Source organism: Treponema sp. OMZ 857 (assembly GCF_024181085.1).
In the GTDB taxonomy this organism is placed as follows: Bacteria; Spirochaetota; Spirochaetia; order Treponematales; family Treponemataceae; genus Treponema.
The window spans coordinates 64,218-81,176 of record NZ_CP051147.1; the positions used below are offsets into that span (position 1 = coordinate 64,218).

Genomic DNA, 16,959 nt, shown 5'->3' on the forward strand with positions numbered 1-16,959 from the left:
GGATGCCGCTTTTTTTAACATAGAAAATATTTCAGAAGGAGACAAAAATGGCAGATTATACGGTAGATGCACGGGGACTTTCTTGCCCCGAACCGGTGGTACGGACAAAAAAAGCATTCGATGCACATCAGAATTTTACGGTACTTGTTGATAATGAAACCTCAAAAGAAAATGTTATTCGCTTTTGCGATAAGATGAAGGCAAAAACCTCCGTTTCAGCCGACGGCAGCGACTGGAAAATCACTGTTTCAAAATGATTGACGGCTACGTAATAACGTTTCACACTCATTACGAAGCGCTCGTTTGTATGCGCAGTCTCGAAAAGAGCGAGGCTGTGCAAAACGGCGTGATTACCGTTAAGCTTATTCCCGTGCCGCGCGAACTCAGCTCCGCCTGCGGTACGGCGGTTAAAGTTATGATAAAAGACGGCGCTGTGTTCGGCGCAGAGAACTTTGCAAACATTGAACGCGATGAAGTGTTCAGCTTTGACGCCGCCGGCACATATACCGCAGTGGACAATTAAGAGGCAAACATGAGCTGTGCAATCCCGGATAAAAATTTCAGTTTAATTAAATCTTCGTCCTATTCCGGATGAGGGGCAAAATTAAGTGCGGGTGCACTGGACGGATTATTAAAAAGCTTTCCTATTTGCTCCGATCCCCGGCTTTTGGTCGGTTTCGATACATCGGATGATGCGGCTGTTTATAAAATCAATGACGAAACGGCATTAATTTTTACGGCTGACTTCTTTCCGGCCATTACGGATGATCCGTATATGTTCGGGCAGATTGCTGCCGCGAATGCGCTCAGCGATATTTACGCAATGGGCGGCGTTCCGAAACTGGCGCTCAATCTTCTTTGTATTTCGGAAAAAATGCCCGAACCTGTTATCAAAGAGATACTGCGGGGTGGCGCCGACAAGGCGTTTGAGGCGGGGGCAATTATCTGCGGTGGGCACACCATTTACGACAGCATTCCGAAATACGGTTTAGCGGTAACGGGTTTTGTGCATCCCAATAAAATACTCCGAAATTCAGCATGCAAAACGGGCGATGTACTGATTTTAACCAAGCCCATCGGCTCCGGTATTTTAACGACGGCAGCGAAAGCTGATATGCTCGGCGCGGATGAGCTTAAAAGCGTGTATGACGTTATGGCCTTTTTAAATGCCGCCGCCTGCACTGTGATGACCAAATACGAGGTTCACGCCTGTACGGATATCACCGGCTTCGGACTGTTGGGGCACTTGTATGAAATGGGAAAGGGAAGCGGCCTTAGTATTGAGCTTACCTGTAAATCGCTGCCGATTTTTGACGCTGCCGTTGAATATGCCGAAATGGGCTTTGTTCCCGCCGGAGCGTATTCAAACAGAAGCTTTGTCGGCGATAATGCTGCGCTGGACGGAGTGCCGCGCGCCTATCAGGATATACTGTTTGACCCTCAGACGTCAGGCGGGCTTGTTATTGCGGTAGCGCAAAAAGATGCGCAACAGTTATACACAGAACTCTGCACCGTCCTTGAAAATACCGTCTGCGGAAAACCGGCAATTATCGGCACGGTTGTAGAACGCACCGATAAGGTTGTCCGAGTAAACTATTAACTTAAACCGCACAGATAGTGCGATTTAAGTTAAGTTCAAAAGCCCGACGATAAAAACTTTTCCTAATACGCAAACTCTGCGCTTAACCGAATATAGTGGTTGAACTGCTTGCCGATAGCTTTGGCACGCCAGTCTGCAAGCTGTCTGGCGGCTTCTTTCCGAATCGCAACTTCTCCTGTATTGCCATCATCATCAGTAATGTTACTAAGTTTTTGGCCATACCAATTGGTTTTAGTTGCCTTATAGATATTTTGCCCTACACCCGGGTTGATATTTGCCTCAAACACATAGCCGAATTTAAACAGCATATACCCGCCTGATTTTAAAATCGGTAAATGGCAGCTGATATCCAATGCAAGCTGGTTAACATATTGGATGGTCTGTTGTCGCATAAAGGGCGTGGAATATAAGAAGGCATGATTTTTCCAGTCAGTACCGCCATTTTGAGCCCTGCCTGTAATCGTAGGATGATTAAATACCGATCCATCCGTTGTATACTGTCGTGCAAGGTAGTCTTTTATCATACTGATATCCGTAATACTTTCAGTTATATTAGCATGGCGGATAAAGGTATTGGAAAGGTTGATATCAAGCCCATGGAGCGGACGAAATTTAAGTTTAAGATGAATTCTATCAGAGTTCGGGTCGAGGTTTGTTCCAAGCGGAGAACCGTGATGCGTATAATTTTGATAATTTGGTTTATTATAATCATCATCGTCAACATGTGTATACATATACGGCATCACAAACGTGTAATTTAAATCGACAAAAGAGAACCAATGAGTATTCGGCATGGTATATGAAATTCCAAATTCTCCTGCTAAACGCCATTTTGCATCTTTAAACTTTAGTATTTCATTTAAGCCGATATCATCAACATAAAACGCTGAATCAATACGTAAACCTCTTATAGGTTTGACAGTTGCGCTAAGCCCTATTAAAGAATTATCAGGGAAGCTATAGACACTTTGTCCAAGAAAAAAAGCTGAGAAAGGAATTAAATACATCGGCTCAAATCGCCCGCCATAACTCATTGTATCAATAATAGAAAAAGAGAGCCAGGTCAACGGCCGAATATCAATAGAATGAGATGCTAAAAACTTCTGCGGTCCAATAGAGCCTTTATGATCATTGGTTGCAGCAAGTAACAAAAGAACTTGATTATATGCCCACTTTTTCTTGTTAATCGTTAAAATAAAATGCCCTGCATGGAATGCATCACGGGAAATAAAAATACCGCTGTCATGGAAGGGACCATAAGAAGTCCGCCCTAAGCCGGCAGTAAAATAATATTCTGCAGTACCGAATGTTGCCGAAGTATTAAATGCAGGAAGTAGTTTGAGTTTACCGATATTTCCTGCATCATCGGCAATATCTTTTTGCGAATAGGAATATGCAGGTAACAAACTTTCATTATCCAGCGTATTCATAAGATTAACACTCAGATACGCGGACATAGTTAAAAACTTCATTAGCGAATAGTTAAGCGTACCGAAAGGCGTTATAAAAAATTGTTTTTGGTTATCGGGTGAAGCAAAGTTAAACTCAGCTTTTCCACCAAAGTGAAAAGGCCGCTGAAAAAAACGTGCTTGATATTCAGCAGCTTTTCTACGCTGACCGGCATCTCCTTTTTCCATAACTATTTGCAGTAAGCGCTCAATTTCTTGCAGCGGATATGGTCTGATACTTGGTGCATCATTGATTAAACCACTTCCTTCCCATATCGATAAATCTTCATAGAACGGATCGAACAAATTAACTGGAGCTTGCGCCTGAATACATACCGTATGGAACGCGACGAGTAATAATACAATGCATAAAAGTTTTTTCATACACACCTCATCTTTTTCATAATTATTTCTATAACAAGTGCGAAAGGTATCAAAAATCGGCGATATGCTCAAGCAGGAGCCTACCATATAAGCACATATTACCGGATTGTATATTTAACCGAAGAATAAATATCCACCGCGTGTCCGTTTTTTCTACCGGATACAATTGTCCAGTTCAGCCCTGCATTCAGTTCAAGCTGTTTAATCACCCGGTATGTGCCTTCCAACGAAATCGTATGAAAATATGCAGGGTTCCCATACGGGGTCTTTGCCTGTGCTATTGCTTCATAGTGATCGGCATCAGGGTAATAGATCCCAGGCTTTCCTGGTTTTTCTTTACTGGGATCAAAAAAATTATCTTCGTTTTCTCCCTTCGCCAAAAAACGGTACCCAAGCTTTGCACGGTATTTTTGGGGTTCCGTTAACGTAATCTGTAAAAAAGCCCCGATTGTATCAGGACCATACGGATTAGCAACCCATTGCCGGATGTACGAATCCGTCATTTCCTTGCCTGCAACAGTATCCTTCCGGCGGTGGTAGAGGCTGATATGCTTATTTTCCATTATATACATCCACGGGTTTGCGTATAAAAACTCACCTGTTACGGAAAGATGTCCAAAACTGAACGGATGGATATACTCAATACCGGCTAAACCGCCGAGGCTGTTAGGAATATTCCGGGCTTTAGGATAGTTTTTCAGCTCAAACGAGGTCTGAAATTGATTTTGACCGTATTGACCATATAACCGCAAACCTCGTATCGGAACTATATCAACACCGACACCGAATTGGCAACCGAGGCTTGATTTGCCGGCTTCTTCAGAAGCATTTCCATTAAAAGTCTTCTCTCGCCAGCCGAAAAAATTATGAAAAATCATCATCGGGTTTAAGTATTTAGGATCAAACGGAGCATTAAGCACGATTCCTTCGTAAAAGCGGAGTGTAATCCAATTAATTGGGCGAAACGAAGCTTCGTGAGAAAATACAAATCGAGTAGGCTCTAATTCCAATACATTCAGTGCTAATCGCACCTTCTTATAGAAAAATGAGGCGGTTATGTAATCCATTCGGTCTACGGTATCTGCAAGCAGCATACTACCTGCTAGCGACCTGCCAATATTTAAAGCCCCACGTCCGATGGTAAGATTAAAGATGCGTCCTCCAAGAGACAGTCCGGCTTGCGTAGGAACGGCAGCCTCAAAGGCATTGCCTTCCAACGGCAGATTGGTATATGGATAGGATAATACCGCCGCCCAGTAATTTTTCTTTAAGCTGAGATTAGCAAAAAAATCAATGTATGGGGTAAACATCATATGCATTGGGACAGAAACAACAGCAGGCGTTCTATTATACCGTAAAAAACTATCCAGCCGCACTTCATTTTCACGGTTGTGTACATATTGCCCTTGCAGCGCAAAAATACCGTTCACATCAAATGCAAAATATTTACGAGTAAATAAAAACGAATGCCCGGAGAAATAATCGTGCATCATACGGTACAGCGGTTCACTCGCCTGAGGTATAGCAGCATTCTCAAAAGTAGAAAAGTATTCAGTAAGTTCTCCTTTAGAAAGCGGCTGACGATCTGCAAGTGTTGTCTGTCGCGATTCGACCGAAAGGATGTGCATTGCATCATAAATCCAATGATCATTTTCTACAAATAGCGCATAAGACGTGTCTGCAAAACAAAATAGAGCAGGCATTAACGATAATAATAGAACAATGATAGAGCGTTGCATTTTTTGACCCTGAGAAATAATTGGTAAATAATAATAGATAAAACAAAGAAAGATGTCCACAGAGTATATCAACAGCTCAGAAAATATTGGATGTATACTACAAGCTCTCACAAAACAATAGGTTTTCCTTAGATTTATTTGCGATGTCTGCCTGAGGTTTCGATATTAATTTTGACATACTTTTGATTTTGCTTGCTTTTACCGCCTAACTGTGCTAGAGTGCCGGAATACAAGCTAACTTATAAAGGGCATATCTATATGCGAATTGCTATTATCGCCGAATACTACCTGCCCGCGATCAATGGTGTTGTATACCACATGGAAGCCTTGAGGACGGGCCTTATAGAAGCAGGACACGAAGTATTAATTGTAAAACCGGATTTTAACACAAAGCATCATCATATTACCGACGGTATTTTATATAGTCCCGCAGTAAAATTACCTAATCTGTATGATTACTGTGTCTCGTATCCATACAGTAAAAGTGAATTAAAACTCTTACAGGAATGGAAGCCGGATATTCTTCATATCCACACGGAGTTTAGTCAGGGTATGTTTGCTCTTTATGCAGCACGCAGGCTCAATATACCGATTGTATACACCTGCCATACCATGTATTACGACTATATGCATTATTTAGGGATATTTAAGAATCTTAAAGCGGCAAAAAATTTTATTAATTGGAGCATTTTAAAATATACCAATGCCGCTAAAGCGGTTATTTGCGCATCAACAAAGATGGAAGATTTTTTAAAGCAATGCAAAGTAACGACCCCTATTTATAAAATCCCAAATGCGTGTATTACATCCGACTTTTCCGAAGAAACACTCAATCAAGAAGTTATTAACAATCTTAAAATCCAGTACGCCATTAAACCTGAGGATTTTATTGCCTGTTTTTGTGGGAGACTTGCCTCCGAAAAAAATCTTTCACTCACACTAGAATATTGGAAACAGTTTGTAGACAGGATGCCGAATGCCAAATTATTTATAATCGGGAACGGTCCTGCCAGAGCAGAACTTGAACAGCAAGCACAGGATTACGGTCTTACCCATTCGGTTATCTTTACCGGTGCGATTCCGCATGAAACCGTTAAATATTATTATCACTTATGTGATGCATATATTATGACCTCGCTTTCGGAAAACCATTCAGTTTCGGCGTTGGAAGCGATGGCCTGCGGTCTTCCCGTTGTCCATTTGTATGACAAAGACAATGAAGATCAATATATTGAAGGATTAACAGGGTTTGCTTTTAAAGATTCAGCGGCATTCGTTAAAATCCTGCATGATATCTATGATAAAAAACAACATGCCGAGGGCGGCGAAACACTCAAAGAAGAAATAAACTCGGCTATGGCCCAAGACAATTATCAAACGATGGCACAAAAAATTGCAGAGGTTTACCAACGGGTATTGGCAGAAACCCATAATCCGTAACAGCCCTTCTGTGCGAAATTTTATCTAAAATTTCGCACATTTTTCCCACAAATGGATAAACGCATCAGGTAGACTAGATAAAAACCGCGGAAAAACTGAGACTGTGAGACCATTTGAACCGCGAAGAGGTTCAACTCTGGTCGAATAGTCTCAGTTTTTCCGTGGGGGTGTTAAAAAACGACCTGATGCGTTTATTCATCCATCCCGTTCACTCTTTTTTTCTTTTAGGCTATACTATCCTTTATGATTACAGTAAGCGATGTTAGTTTAAAATTTTCGGAAAAACCTCTTTTTAAAGATGTCAATTTAAAATTTACCCCCGGGAACTGCTACGGCATTATCGGAGCAAACGGGGCAGGCAAGTCAACATTCCTCAAGCTGCTTTCCGGCGAGTTGGAGCACGACAGTGGAGAAATCAGCATTACACCGGGTGAGCGGATGGCGGTACTGCGGCAGGATCACTTTGCTTTTGATGAATATTCCGTCAAAGACACCGTATACATGGGACACCCGCAGCTCTACAAAATTATGAAAGAGCGGGAAACCATTTACGAAAAAGAAGATTTCAGCGAAGAGGACGGTATCCGCGCCTCGGAGCTCGAAGGTGAGTTTGCCGATATGGGTGGCTGGGAGGCAGAAAATCAGGTAGAACAGATGCTCTCCGGGCTCGGCTTGGAAGAGGCAAACCACGAGCGCATGATGAGCGAGCTTGACGAAAGTCAGAAAGTGCGTGTGCTGCTGGCACAGGCGCTGTTCGGCAATCCCGATATTCTCTTGTTGGACGAACCGACGAACGGTCTCGACCTTGAATCCATCAGCTGGCTTGAGGAGTTTTTAATTGAATTCCCGAATACCGTGATCGTGGTATCGCACGACCGGCACTTTCTAAACACCGTGTGTACGCATATTTGCGATATCGACTTCGGAAAAATCCGTATGTACAGCGGTAACTACGACTTCTGGTATCAGATGAGTCAGATTATGCAGCGGCAGGCACGCGATCAGCAGAAAAAACGCGAAGAAAAGATGAAAGATCTGCGCGAATTTATCCTGCGCTTTGCTTCTAACGCGGCAAAAAGCCGGCAGGCAACCAGCCGCAAAAAAGTGTACGACAAACTTGCCCTGGAAGAACTGGAGGTTACCACTCGGAAATTCCCGTATGTCCACTTTAAACCGGATAGAGAAATCGGGAATAATGTTGTCCGCGTAGAAAAGCTCAACTATATTTCTAAGGAAGAAGGTTCGGGCAACGGCATTACGCTGCTCAAAGATTTCAGCTTGACCGTGAACCGGACGGACAAAATCGCCTTTGTCGGACAGGAGCATAACTCAAAATCGGCTTTCTTCGATATTATCGCCGGTGTTAAAACCGCCGATTCGGGGGATGTGTATTGGGGACAGACCGTTACGAATGCCTACCTCAGCAAAGATAATTCCAGCTACTTTGAAACTGATTTGAACATTACCGACTGGCTGCGGCAGTTCTCTACAGAGCAGGACGAATCATACGTGCGCGGCTTTTTGGGCCGGATGCTTTTTACCGGCGATGAATCGCTCAAACCCGTTAAGGTGCTTTCCGGAGGTGAGAAGGTACGGTGTATGCTCAGTAAGCTGATGCTTTCCGGCGCCAATGTGCTCATTATGGATGAGCCGACTAATCACCTCGATTTGGAAGCGATTACCAGTTTGAACGAGGCGCTCATCGCCTTCCCCGGCGTCGTTCTGTTCAACTCGCATGACCATGAGTTCATCTCGTCTATCGCAAACCGCATCGTAGAAATTACTCCCGGCGGTGTTATCGACCGGATGATGCCGTTTGACGACTATATCCGCGATGAACACGTCCACGAACTCCGCAATGAATATTACGGCGGCACAGCAAAAAAGATATTGATTTGAGCAATTTGTCTATGGAAAAATGTGATAAATCACCATAAAATATCTGGAAAAATGTGATTTTTACCTCAAATAATGCTGGAAAAATGTGATAAAACGTGATAGTATACGGTCATGGATTACAAACTCCGCCGTAAAGATGCCGGAATTGTAAATGTGTGTTACAATCTTGCGCAGCCGGAACTTCCTTTAAGAGGCAATTATAATCCGACGGAATATAAAATCTATTATCACGATACGGGAATTTTGATTGCAGCCCTGGATGAAGAGGCGCAGGCAGATTTACGGCAGAACAAAAATTTCAACACATACAAAGGCGCAATCTTTGAGAACATTGTCGGCGATATGCTGGTAAAACAGGGATATGAACTCTTTTATTACAAGAATGAAAAATCTACCGTTGAAATGGATTTTTTTATCCGCGATGCCGAATCTCTTGTTCCTGTAGAAGTAAAGGCAACTGACAGCGCTACGGCTTCGCTTAAAAATCTGATAGAAAAATATCCGGATATTCATTACGGGATAAAACTCGGCGCAAAGAACATTGGATTTAATGGTAAATTTTATACATTCCCGTATTTCTGCACATTTTTATTAAAACGATATATGCTGGAAAAAATCGGTTCAAAATAAAAATATTTAAAGGCGCAATACTTGACATAGCACTTAATATCCTATATACTCGTCCTGTTATTTCAAGATATGGGCTATTAGCTCAGTAGGTAGAGCAACGCCCTTTTAAGGCGTGGGTCGATGGTTCGAATCCATCATAGCTCAAAAGACTGCAAGGGTACTTGCAGTCTTTTTTTTTACGCTATTACTTTCGCTATGATAAATCACAAGGAGGACAAAAATTATGATAGCCCCAATAGAAGTAGAAGTTCGCAGCTACGAGCTGGACGCATATAATCACGTAAATAACGCCATATATTTAAACTACTTGGAATACGCCCGTATGGAATACCTGCGCCGTATCGGCTTTGATTATGTAGGGCTTATCGAAGAAGGCTATATGCTCTATGTAACTCATATCGATATTCACTACAAATATTCTGCGCGGCTTTACGATAAGCTCCGCATCGACGTTACGCCTATCAAGCTTGGCAAACTTTCGGGAACATTCCGGCAGGTAATCACAAATCCCGAAGGATATGTCTGCGCTGAAGCGGAAGTATCATGGGGCTGTGTAGATAAAACCGGTAAGCCCGCAAAACTACCGGACAAGTATTTAGTCGAAGGCCTTGCGCCTGAGAAACACTAATACAAAAGGCTTCTTTGCACGGCAGATTTAATATCCCGAGACATTGAAGCAAGGCATGTCAATTTTATCTTTCATAGTATTTATTGTTGCTCAAGTCTTACCTAGACACCGCGGAACAAAAGGGTTATACTTTTTTTGTATATAAGCAATATACGTGCGGATCCGCTTATTTTATCTTTCAAAGGCGGACAAGATAGGCGGATGTCTTTTTTATTCATTAAAAGGAGACTTGACAAAATGAATGAAAAAAGTATAATACCCCAGCATACCCACCACCTACCGTTTAATTGGTAATACTGAATGGGTGATTGGTAATCGAAATTCCTACAAAATAATCTACTCTTTAGCTTCCTTCTCTGGGAAAGAATTTTATATGCGGTTGTAAGGTTACCACAACCAATACCCTGCAGCATCATCTCAAATTACTATATCCATTATTTTATTGGGAGGTTTACAATGAAAAAACGTTTTTCGTTAAAAAAGAAATTCATTCTTATTTTCGGGATTCTGATTGCCGCCGCGGCTGTAATCGAAATTGTATTAGCTGTCGTAATTGCCAGAAAAGCCGTAACCGAAAAAATCGAAGACCATCTTATCGACAAAGCAAATGATACGGCCGAAATTATAAACGGAAGGGTCACATCACTGTTACAATTTATCGAAGGCATTTCCCGTATGCCGATCCTTCGAGATACAACCGCATCACCCGCTGCAAAACTGGCTTTTCTTGCTAACGAAGTGTCTTTTAATGAAAAAATAATAGAATTGAATATGACGGACGCACAAGGACAGTGTTTACTTGCCGATGGAAGCGTATTATCCGTTGTTAACAGAGATTGGTTCCGTGCCGCCATTGAGGGAAAGTCTTTTTTTTCGGAACCATACATTTCGCGTGCAAACGGCCAATTAATCAATACACTTTCCGTGCCTGTATACGATGACAACAAAACCATCGTAGGCGTGCTATCTGCCGATATTTCAGGCTTGTTCCTATCCCAGAATATTGCCGATATTGTCGTAGGAAAAACCGGTAACTGTTATATCATGGGGTCGACCGGAATTATTATCGCAGATAGGGACACCGATTTAGTACAAAGCCAAGATAACATTATCGAACAAGCAAAAACAAATCCCTCGCTTGCATCAACTGCTGCCTTTTTACAGTATGTCCTTGATAGTAACGAAGGCGAAGTCTGCTACTATGACTATCAGGGAGTGGATTATATTGCATCATTTTCTGCAGTTAAAACTACTCATTGGTCAATCGTTATCCGTGCACCCGTCAATGAATTCATGGGAACTATCAACACGCTCCGTAATACGATGATAGGAATTGGCATCAGTGTGTTGATTGGAGCACTGATCATTGTCTATTTTGTTGCTCGTACAATGGTAAAACCGATCCAAACGACTGTTTCCACACTACAAAATATTTCGCAAGGGGATGGCGATTTAACGGTACGTTTACCGGTCGGCGGTAATGATGAAATTACCGATATGTCCGAATATTTTAACAAAACGATCGATAAGATCGGTACATCGATACGGACTGTCGGAATCAATAGCCACACTATGGAAGAAATCGGGAACGAACTTGCCTCCAATATGACCGAAACGGCAAGCGCAGTAAACCAAATCAGCACAAACATTGACGGCGTTAAACAGCAGGCATTAACTCAAGCAGCCAGCGTTACCGAAACAGCAGCAACTGTTGAGGAAATTGTTCGAACCATTAAGCAACTCAATACCAGTATTGAGAATCAAGCAAGTAGTGTTGCGCGATCTTCCGCTTCGGTAGAACAAATGGTAGCAAATATCGCTTCCATCAGCCAGACACTCGGTAAAACCGACAGCGTAATCGGAAATTTAACAACAGCAACCGGAGATGGCAAAGCCACACTTGTTACCTCAAATACCGTAACGCAAAAAATTGCAGAAGAGTCCGGTTCATTAATGGAAGCGAGTAGTGTTATTCAGCATATTGCTTCGCAAACAAACCTTCTTGCAATGAATGCTGCAATAGAAGCTGCTCACGCAGGTGAAGCAGGCAAAGGGTTCGCCGTCGTTGCGGATGAGATACGTAAACTTGCAGAGGAATCCTCAATGCAAGGCAAGACCATTACCGCTACCTTAAAAAACTTGAGCGGAGAAATAGAGATGCTTTCCAGCTCATCAAAAACCGTAGAGGAAAAATTCAATACGATTTTTAACTTTGCCGAACAGGTAAAAGAGATGAGCAATAGCGTTACCGAAGCGATGCGAGAGCAAGAAAACGGAAGCCGGGAAGTATTAACCGCAATTAAAGATATCAATATGATAACGGCCGAAGTACAGGCAGGTTCCGAAGAAATGCTGAAAGGCGGTGAAAGTGTTGCAGAAGAAATGCGAAAACTTGATGAGCTTACCCGTAACATTACTGACAACATGACCGAAATGGCGTCCGGTGCAGTACAGATTAACAATGCAGTGCAGGAAGTGAGCGAAATTACGCAGAAAAATAAGCATAGCATTGAGAATCTGGCAAAAGAAGTCTCAAAGTTTAAAGTGTAATATGTAAAACATAAGGTACCGCCACCGGATTGTTTTACTACATCCTGACATAGAGGTGTTTGAAATGTATAGTCAGAAAATTGATCTTAAAAAGACGAGTGTCCTTATATATGCACTGGTCTGTATTATGCTGTTGGGAAATGCCTGTACAGCGCAAGAAGGCAAAAGCGATTCCAAGGGCACGACAGCTATCACGAACATGAAAGGCGCCGAGCTCGACACCATTATGAACGACAAGACGGAAAAAGAGCAGTATCTTGTTATCGATGTGCGTGAAAAATACGAGTATGAGGCAGGGCATGTCCGCTATGCAATCAACATCAGCCTTAACGATATCGGTAACAGACTGAGTGATATTGCCGACCTCAAGGATAAAAATATTATCGTTATTTGCAGAAGCGGAAGACGGAGCCGGGCAGCTGCAGAAATCTTACAAAAGAACGGATTTAAAAAACTGTTCAATGCGGATGGAGTCGGCAGCTACTCTTATAAATCGCTCACCAAAGTCGCAAATGTACGGGGAAAGCAGATGCAGGAGTTGGTAAATACCGGAAGCTATTCGGTGGTCGATGCCCGGGAACCTGCGGACTATGCCGTTTCGCATTTAAAGGGCGCAATATCGGGAAATGTGGATACCCTTGCTGAATTACTCCCCAAACTGCCTAAAGACAAACCGGTACTGACTTACTGTTATTCCGGCAACCGCTCTTTTGCCCTTGCGGAAAAATTAGCGGCTGCAGGATACACAGTGATAAACAGTTTAGACGGAACCAACGAATACTCAGCCTTTGAATTGGTAAAATAACGAAAGATTCCTTGATAGCCGCTAAAAATTTTACCTTTTAGCGGCCTTTCCTCTGTTTAACTTACAATTAACGTATGGTAACTATGCGCTGCGTTTATTTACACTTCTCCGGGGGCAAGTTGAGTTAAAATTTCGGTGTGGTCTTCAAAGATGGCAACCGTGTGCTCCATGTGGCAGGAACAGGACTTGTCAGCGCTGACAACCGTCCATCCATCGGCGCGGGTTTTAACATCCGCCGTACCGAGGTTAATCATCGGTTCAATCGCAATCACCATACCGGGTACCAGCCGCGGATTTGGCCCGCCGCGCTCCGGTACGTTCGGAATATTCGGTTCTTCATGTACTTTAAGCCCGACCCCATGGCCGCAGTATTCGTATACGACGCCGTATTTATACTGCCGTGCCAAATCGTACACCGCGCGGGATATTGCATTTACACGCTTTCCCGCCTGACAAGCAGCGATACCCGCATAGAGGCAGTCCGTGGTAACCTTTAAGAGCTGGGCTCGTTCAGGGCTTACCTTTCCGACCGGTACCGTTACGCACGAATCACTGATGTATCCGTTGAGGTCAATACCGATATCCAACGATACGAGGTCTCCTTCCTGCACGATTTTCTTTTTGCTGGGAATGCCGTGAATAACTTCTTCGTTGATGGAGATACAGGCTGCCCCCGGAAAATCTTCTGCATACCATGCGGGAACGCCGCCAATGCTCTTAATGTACTCAACACAAAAGTCATCCAGCGCTTTAGTAGTTACGCCCGGCTGCACGCGAGGTGTCAGCTCTTTAAAGAGCCGCGCCAATGCCTTACAGGATAGGCGGATACCGTCTATCTGTTCCTTTGTCTTAATCCGTATCATATATTCCTTACCTTTTGTGCAGCCTTATCGTCTTAGGAGGATACACCGGTTATCTTGTGTTAAGGATATCCGGCACACCGTTAACGCCAAAGCTGCTGCTGATAGTTTTTTTTCAACTTCGTTATACCGCGGATACGGGGATTCATACGCACAGACGCCGCCGCGCATCCGTCACCGGTGCTAAAATCACCCATCCGGTAATAAATTTCCGCCATCTTTTTTAATATCTCTGCATTATCCGCTTTACTCAACCCAAAATCCAGCGCGGCTTCGCAGCAATCGAGCAGTAAATCATCGGCAAGAGTATAGATGAGTTTCTCGCGGATAAGCTTGCGGGCTAAGATAAGCACTTCGGGAAAAAAATGGCGGAAATATGCCTGCTTCTGCTCTTCGCGGATAATCCGGTCAAGCAGCAAAAAAGACTCATAATAGTGATCGCGGAAATACAATTCCTCTGCAAGAACAAAACCGCAATCCATAAAATCTCCCCTGCTAAAGTAATGGCGGAGCGAAAACGAAGGCTGTACCGACCGGAGCCGTAAAAACTCCTGTACTGCTTCGTCTTCTGCATTATGGAAAAGGTCAAAAAAAATCAGCGTAGCTCTGCTTTCAGGATCCGCCCGCTCTTTTAACCATGTGCGGTAATCAAAACTTTCACCTTTTTTGGCTGTCTTATTATAGAAAAAATCAAACTCCGCCCGACGTTTTACATCAAGCAATGCTTCATAGGCGCGGATAAGCCGCATCAGCGCCTGCTCATTTGCTTTTTTACCGCCGGTATTCCGAATATTATGCGGAATATCGGGATGCAATTCTTTAGCTTTTTTTCTAAATGCCCGTTTGATTTCTGCGGTCGAAGCAGAAGGAGAAATATCTAAAATCTTATAATAATCTTCTATTTCTAGAACTTGATGAGCTGATCGATTTCTGCGTCCTTCTTCGCTATCCTGCTGTCCGCTTTCCGCCTTACTACCCAATATTTGCCCCCGCACGGCGAGCATCCGCAGCATTCCGCAATGTATCGAAGTAGTCAATCATAAAACCGCAGCTTTCCAATGCATTCATCACATTCCGGGTAAATTTATCCGAAAACAAACCGCGGCTTACGGTCAGAACACAGCCCTTACAGCCTTCTTTTAGGCCGTGTTCTTTTAGGATAGTTACAACAGCAGGATCGGGTTTGGAGGTAAAAAGAGGTTTTTCGGCACAGAAAACGGCAACATACCCGTACATATTAAGCCGATCGGTATCGGTCAGTGCATATCCGTCCAAAATATGGAACTCATCGCACCGACTATGAGCTCCCTCTTTTAAGGCTTCCAGAAAAAGCTTGGTTTGTGCTGTTTTCCCTTTATCAAAATATACCAATACTGCTGTCATAAGCGATATAATAAAAAAAATAAATCTCTTGTGCAAGCAACCTTCATTATCCTGCGATTTTTATCTACTCTGCCAGATACGGTTGCTTATCGTATATCAGCGTTTACTTGCTGCGAAGGTAGGCATCGCGGATTTCGCAGAAATAGACATAGTGAAAATCTTTCTTGGGATAACAGTCGATAATAACCTGCGGATCTAAAAACAAGTCCATATCGAATTGACTTCGATAGAGTTTCCGGCATGATATGGTAAGCTTGGCTTCCTCAAATCCGATAACGGTATTGTCATGGAATACCGGCGTAAGCCCTGCACGCGCTGCCTTGTCTTCATCTCTTCCCGAAACAGTGCCGCAAATTTTAAGGGCTTCGCACATTTTTTCATCGGCAGTATCCAAAAAGGACACGCTCAAGTAATCTTCTTCTTCGGCAAATACCGCGGTATGCCGCTGAGGTCTGATAAACAAAGCAGCCATCGGCCGGTTCCATAAATGCCCCATCAATGCCCACGATGCGGTCATAGTATTCCACTCGCCGCGCTCCGTTCCATGTCCGGCACTGACCAATACACCGTGCTCCGCTAACGCAGAAAAAGGTTTGATTACCTTGTCTACTAATTCAGGTGTTACTTGTAAAGATTCAAACATACATTCCTCCCACTCAAAAAGATATACGGTTATTACTCATCGGTGACATCTTCTTTCTGTTCCATTGCTTCCCCTCTTTTAGAAAAGAATGAGACGATTATATAACCGATAAGAAATACCGTTCCGGAAACAAGCCGCATCGTAAAAGGCTGACAGCTGGTACTCGAATAAAGATAGAGTATTGAACCTGCAACCAAGCCAAGAATAAAAGCATACATCGGTGCAGGAAAGCGTTCCAGCAATACGGCAATCAGCTGTGCTCCGACAACGAGCCCTGCTCCAACGCCAAGCGCAATAGGTATAAGCAATAGCATATTAAAATCCGCGACCGCTTGCAGCACTGTCGGATATACGCCTAAAATCAACAACACAAATGAGCCGGAAATACCCGGAATCAGCATCGCAACCGCAGCCAAAGCTCCCATTAGCGCTAATTTAACCGCAAACGGCAGCGAAAAAACAGTAACAACGGCAGCGGTCTGTACACCGCGGCGCTGTAAGAAAAACATGCCTAGCATCAGCGCAAAACCGGCAGCTCCGCAGCATAGCGTTCCATACAACCAGCCGGATTTTAGGGAACCATTCTCTGCAACTGCTGCAGCGGGAATGCCGGCACGAACCTTGCGGAACAAAAACGGTATACTCCCAGCCACAATCCCGATAAAAAAGGCACTGGTCTGCGCCGGATACGCACGGTATAGCAGTGTAATCACCTTTGCAAACAGCACAATTCCCGCACCGATTCCCAAGGCAAGGCAAAGGATATCCTGCCACGCCTCCTTTATCCGTTTAAAATTAAGCGAACTCAATATAATTAGTTTATCGTAGACATTACAAATTACCGCAATCGTGCCGCCGGAAACTCCGGGCACAACATTGGCAATTCCAATGAATACTCCGATGCAGAAAAGTTTTAGTAGTGAAATCATACCGTATAAACCTCCTTATAT

General features: G+C 43.4%; 16 protein-coding genes and 1 tRNA gene. 10 read left to right on the forward strand and 7 right to left on the reverse strand.

What is annotated here, in order from left to right:
• Positions 1-47: 47 nt before the first annotated feature.
• Genes E4N66_RS00240 through selD form a run of 3 tightly spaced genes read left to right on the forward strand, consistent with a single transcriptional unit; the run spans position 48 to position 1,600 of the window.
• Positions 48-257, forward strand: coding sequence for a sulfurtransferase TusA family protein (locus E4N66_RS00240; protein ID WP_162661966.1), 210 nt, complete (start codon positions 48-50; stop codon positions 255-257).
• Positions 254-523, forward strand: coding sequence for a putative Se/S carrier protein (locus tag E4N66_RS00245; RefSeq protein ID WP_253728455.1), 270 nt, complete (start codon positions 254-256; stop codon positions 521-523). Before E4N66_RS00240 ends, E4N66_RS00245 begins: the two co-directional genes overlap by 4 nt.
• 9 nt (positions 524-532) lie before the next feature.
• The gene (selD, locus tag E4N66_RS00250) at positions 533-1,600 is read left to right on the forward strand and encodes a selenide, water dikinase SelD (RefSeq protein WP_253728456.1); all 1,068 of its coding nucleotides are present in this window, start codon (positions 533-535) and stop codon (positions 1,598-1,600) included.
• 62 nt (positions 1,601-1,662) lie between these two features.
• Here selD and E4N66_RS00255 read toward each other — a convergent pair whose 3' ends face one another.
• Together E4N66_RS00255 and E4N66_RS00260 are read right to left on the reverse strand one after the other, a co-directional pair.
• On the reverse strand, positions 1,663-3,432 hold the full coding sequence (locus E4N66_RS00255; RefSeq protein ID WP_253728458.1) for a hypothetical protein: 1,770 nt from the start codon (positions 3,430-3,432) through the stop codon (positions 1,663-1,665).
• Positions 3,433-3,530: 98 nt separating this feature from the next.
• Positions 3,531-5,171: a hypothetical protein gene (locus tag E4N66_RS00260; protein WP_253728459.1), complete on the reverse strand. Its 1,641-nt coding sequence runs from the start codon at positions 5,169-5,171 to the stop codon at positions 3,531-3,533.
• Positions 5,172-5,429: 258 nt separating this feature from the next.
• Between E4N66_RS00260 and E4N66_RS00265 the strand changes: the two genes are divergently transcribed.
• The 7 genes from E4N66_RS00265 (at position 5,430) to E4N66_RS00295 (ending at position 13,123) form a co-directional block, all read left to right on the forward strand.
• Positions 5,430-6,611, forward strand: coding sequence for a glycosyltransferase (locus tag E4N66_RS00265; RefSeq protein WP_044014434.1), 1,182 nt, complete (start codon positions 5,430-5,432; stop codon positions 6,609-6,611).
• A gap of 243 nt (positions 6,612-6,854) precedes the next feature.
• Positions 6,855-8,510 carry an ABC-F family ATP-binding cassette domain-containing protein gene (locus tag E4N66_RS00270; protein WP_253728460.1) on the forward strand — a complete coding sequence of 552 codons (1,656 nt, stop codon included), beginning with the start codon at positions 6,855-6,857 and terminating at the stop codon, positions 8,508-8,510.
• Positions 8,511-8,621: 111 nt separating this feature from the next.
• Positions 8,622-9,140 (forward strand): DUF4143 domain-containing protein, encoded by a 519-nt coding sequence (locus E4N66_RS00275; RefSeq protein WP_253728462.1) that lies wholly within the window; start codon positions 8,622-8,624, stop codon positions 9,138-9,140.
• A 71-nt stretch (positions 9,141-9,211) separates the two neighbouring features.
• Positions 9,212-9,284, forward strand: a tRNA-Lys gene (locus E4N66_RS00280).
• Between the two features lie 79 nt (positions 9,285-9,363).
• The gene (locus E4N66_RS00285; RefSeq protein ID WP_253728463.1) at positions 9,364-9,768 is read left to right on the forward strand and encodes an acyl-CoA thioesterase; all 405 of its coding nucleotides are present in this window, start codon (positions 9,364-9,366) and stop codon (positions 9,766-9,768) included.
• Positions 9,769-10,224: 456 nt separating this feature from the next.
• Complete coding sequence (locus E4N66_RS00290) at positions 10,225-12,318, forward strand: methyl-accepting chemotaxis protein (RefSeq protein ID WP_253728464.1); 2,094 nt, start codon at positions 10,225-10,227, stop codon at positions 12,316-12,318.
• Between the two features lie 64 nt (positions 12,319-12,382).
• Positions 12,383-13,123 carry a rhodanese-like domain-containing protein gene (locus E4N66_RS00295; RefSeq protein WP_253728466.1) on the forward strand — a complete coding sequence of 247 codons (741 nt, stop codon included), beginning with the start codon at positions 12,383-12,385 and terminating at the stop codon, positions 13,121-13,123.
• A 98-nt stretch (positions 13,124-13,221) separates the two neighbouring features.
• On the opposite strand, the gene map is transcribed toward E4N66_RS00295, so the two are convergent.
• The 5 genes from map to E4N66_RS00320 all read right to left on the reverse strand — a co-directional run bounded on the left by map (position 13,222) and on the right by E4N66_RS00320 (position 16,938).
• Complete coding sequence (map, locus tag E4N66_RS00300; protein ID WP_016522675.1) at positions 13,222-13,986, reverse strand: type I methionyl aminopeptidase; 765 nt, start codon at positions 13,984-13,986, stop codon at positions 13,222-13,224.
• An 80-nt stretch (positions 13,987-14,066) separates the two neighbouring features.
• Positions 14,067-14,987, reverse strand: a complete 921-nt coding sequence (locus E4N66_RS00305) for a J domain-containing protein (RefSeq protein WP_253729460.1) — start codon at positions 14,985-14,987, stop codon at positions 14,067-14,069.
• The gene (locus E4N66_RS00310; RefSeq protein ID WP_253728468.1) at positions 14,956-15,366 is read right to left on the reverse strand and encodes a hypothetical protein; all 411 of its coding nucleotides are present in this window, start codon (positions 15,364-15,366) and stop codon (positions 14,956-14,958) included. Before E4N66_RS00310 ends, E4N66_RS00305 begins: the two co-directional genes overlap by 32 nt.
• A 103-nt stretch (positions 15,367-15,469) precedes the next feature.
• The gene (locus E4N66_RS00315) at positions 15,470-16,009 is read right to left on the reverse strand and encodes a flavin reductase (RefSeq protein ID WP_253728469.1); all 540 of its coding nucleotides are present in this window, start codon (positions 16,007-16,009) and stop codon (positions 15,470-15,472) included.
• A 32-nt stretch (positions 16,010-16,041) separates the two neighbouring features.
• Positions 16,042-16,938: a DUF368 domain-containing protein gene (locus tag E4N66_RS00320; protein WP_253728470.1), complete on the reverse strand. Its 897-nt coding sequence runs from the start codon at positions 16,936-16,938 to the stop codon at positions 16,042-16,044.
• Between the last annotated feature and the right edge of the window lie 21 nt (positions 16,939-16,959).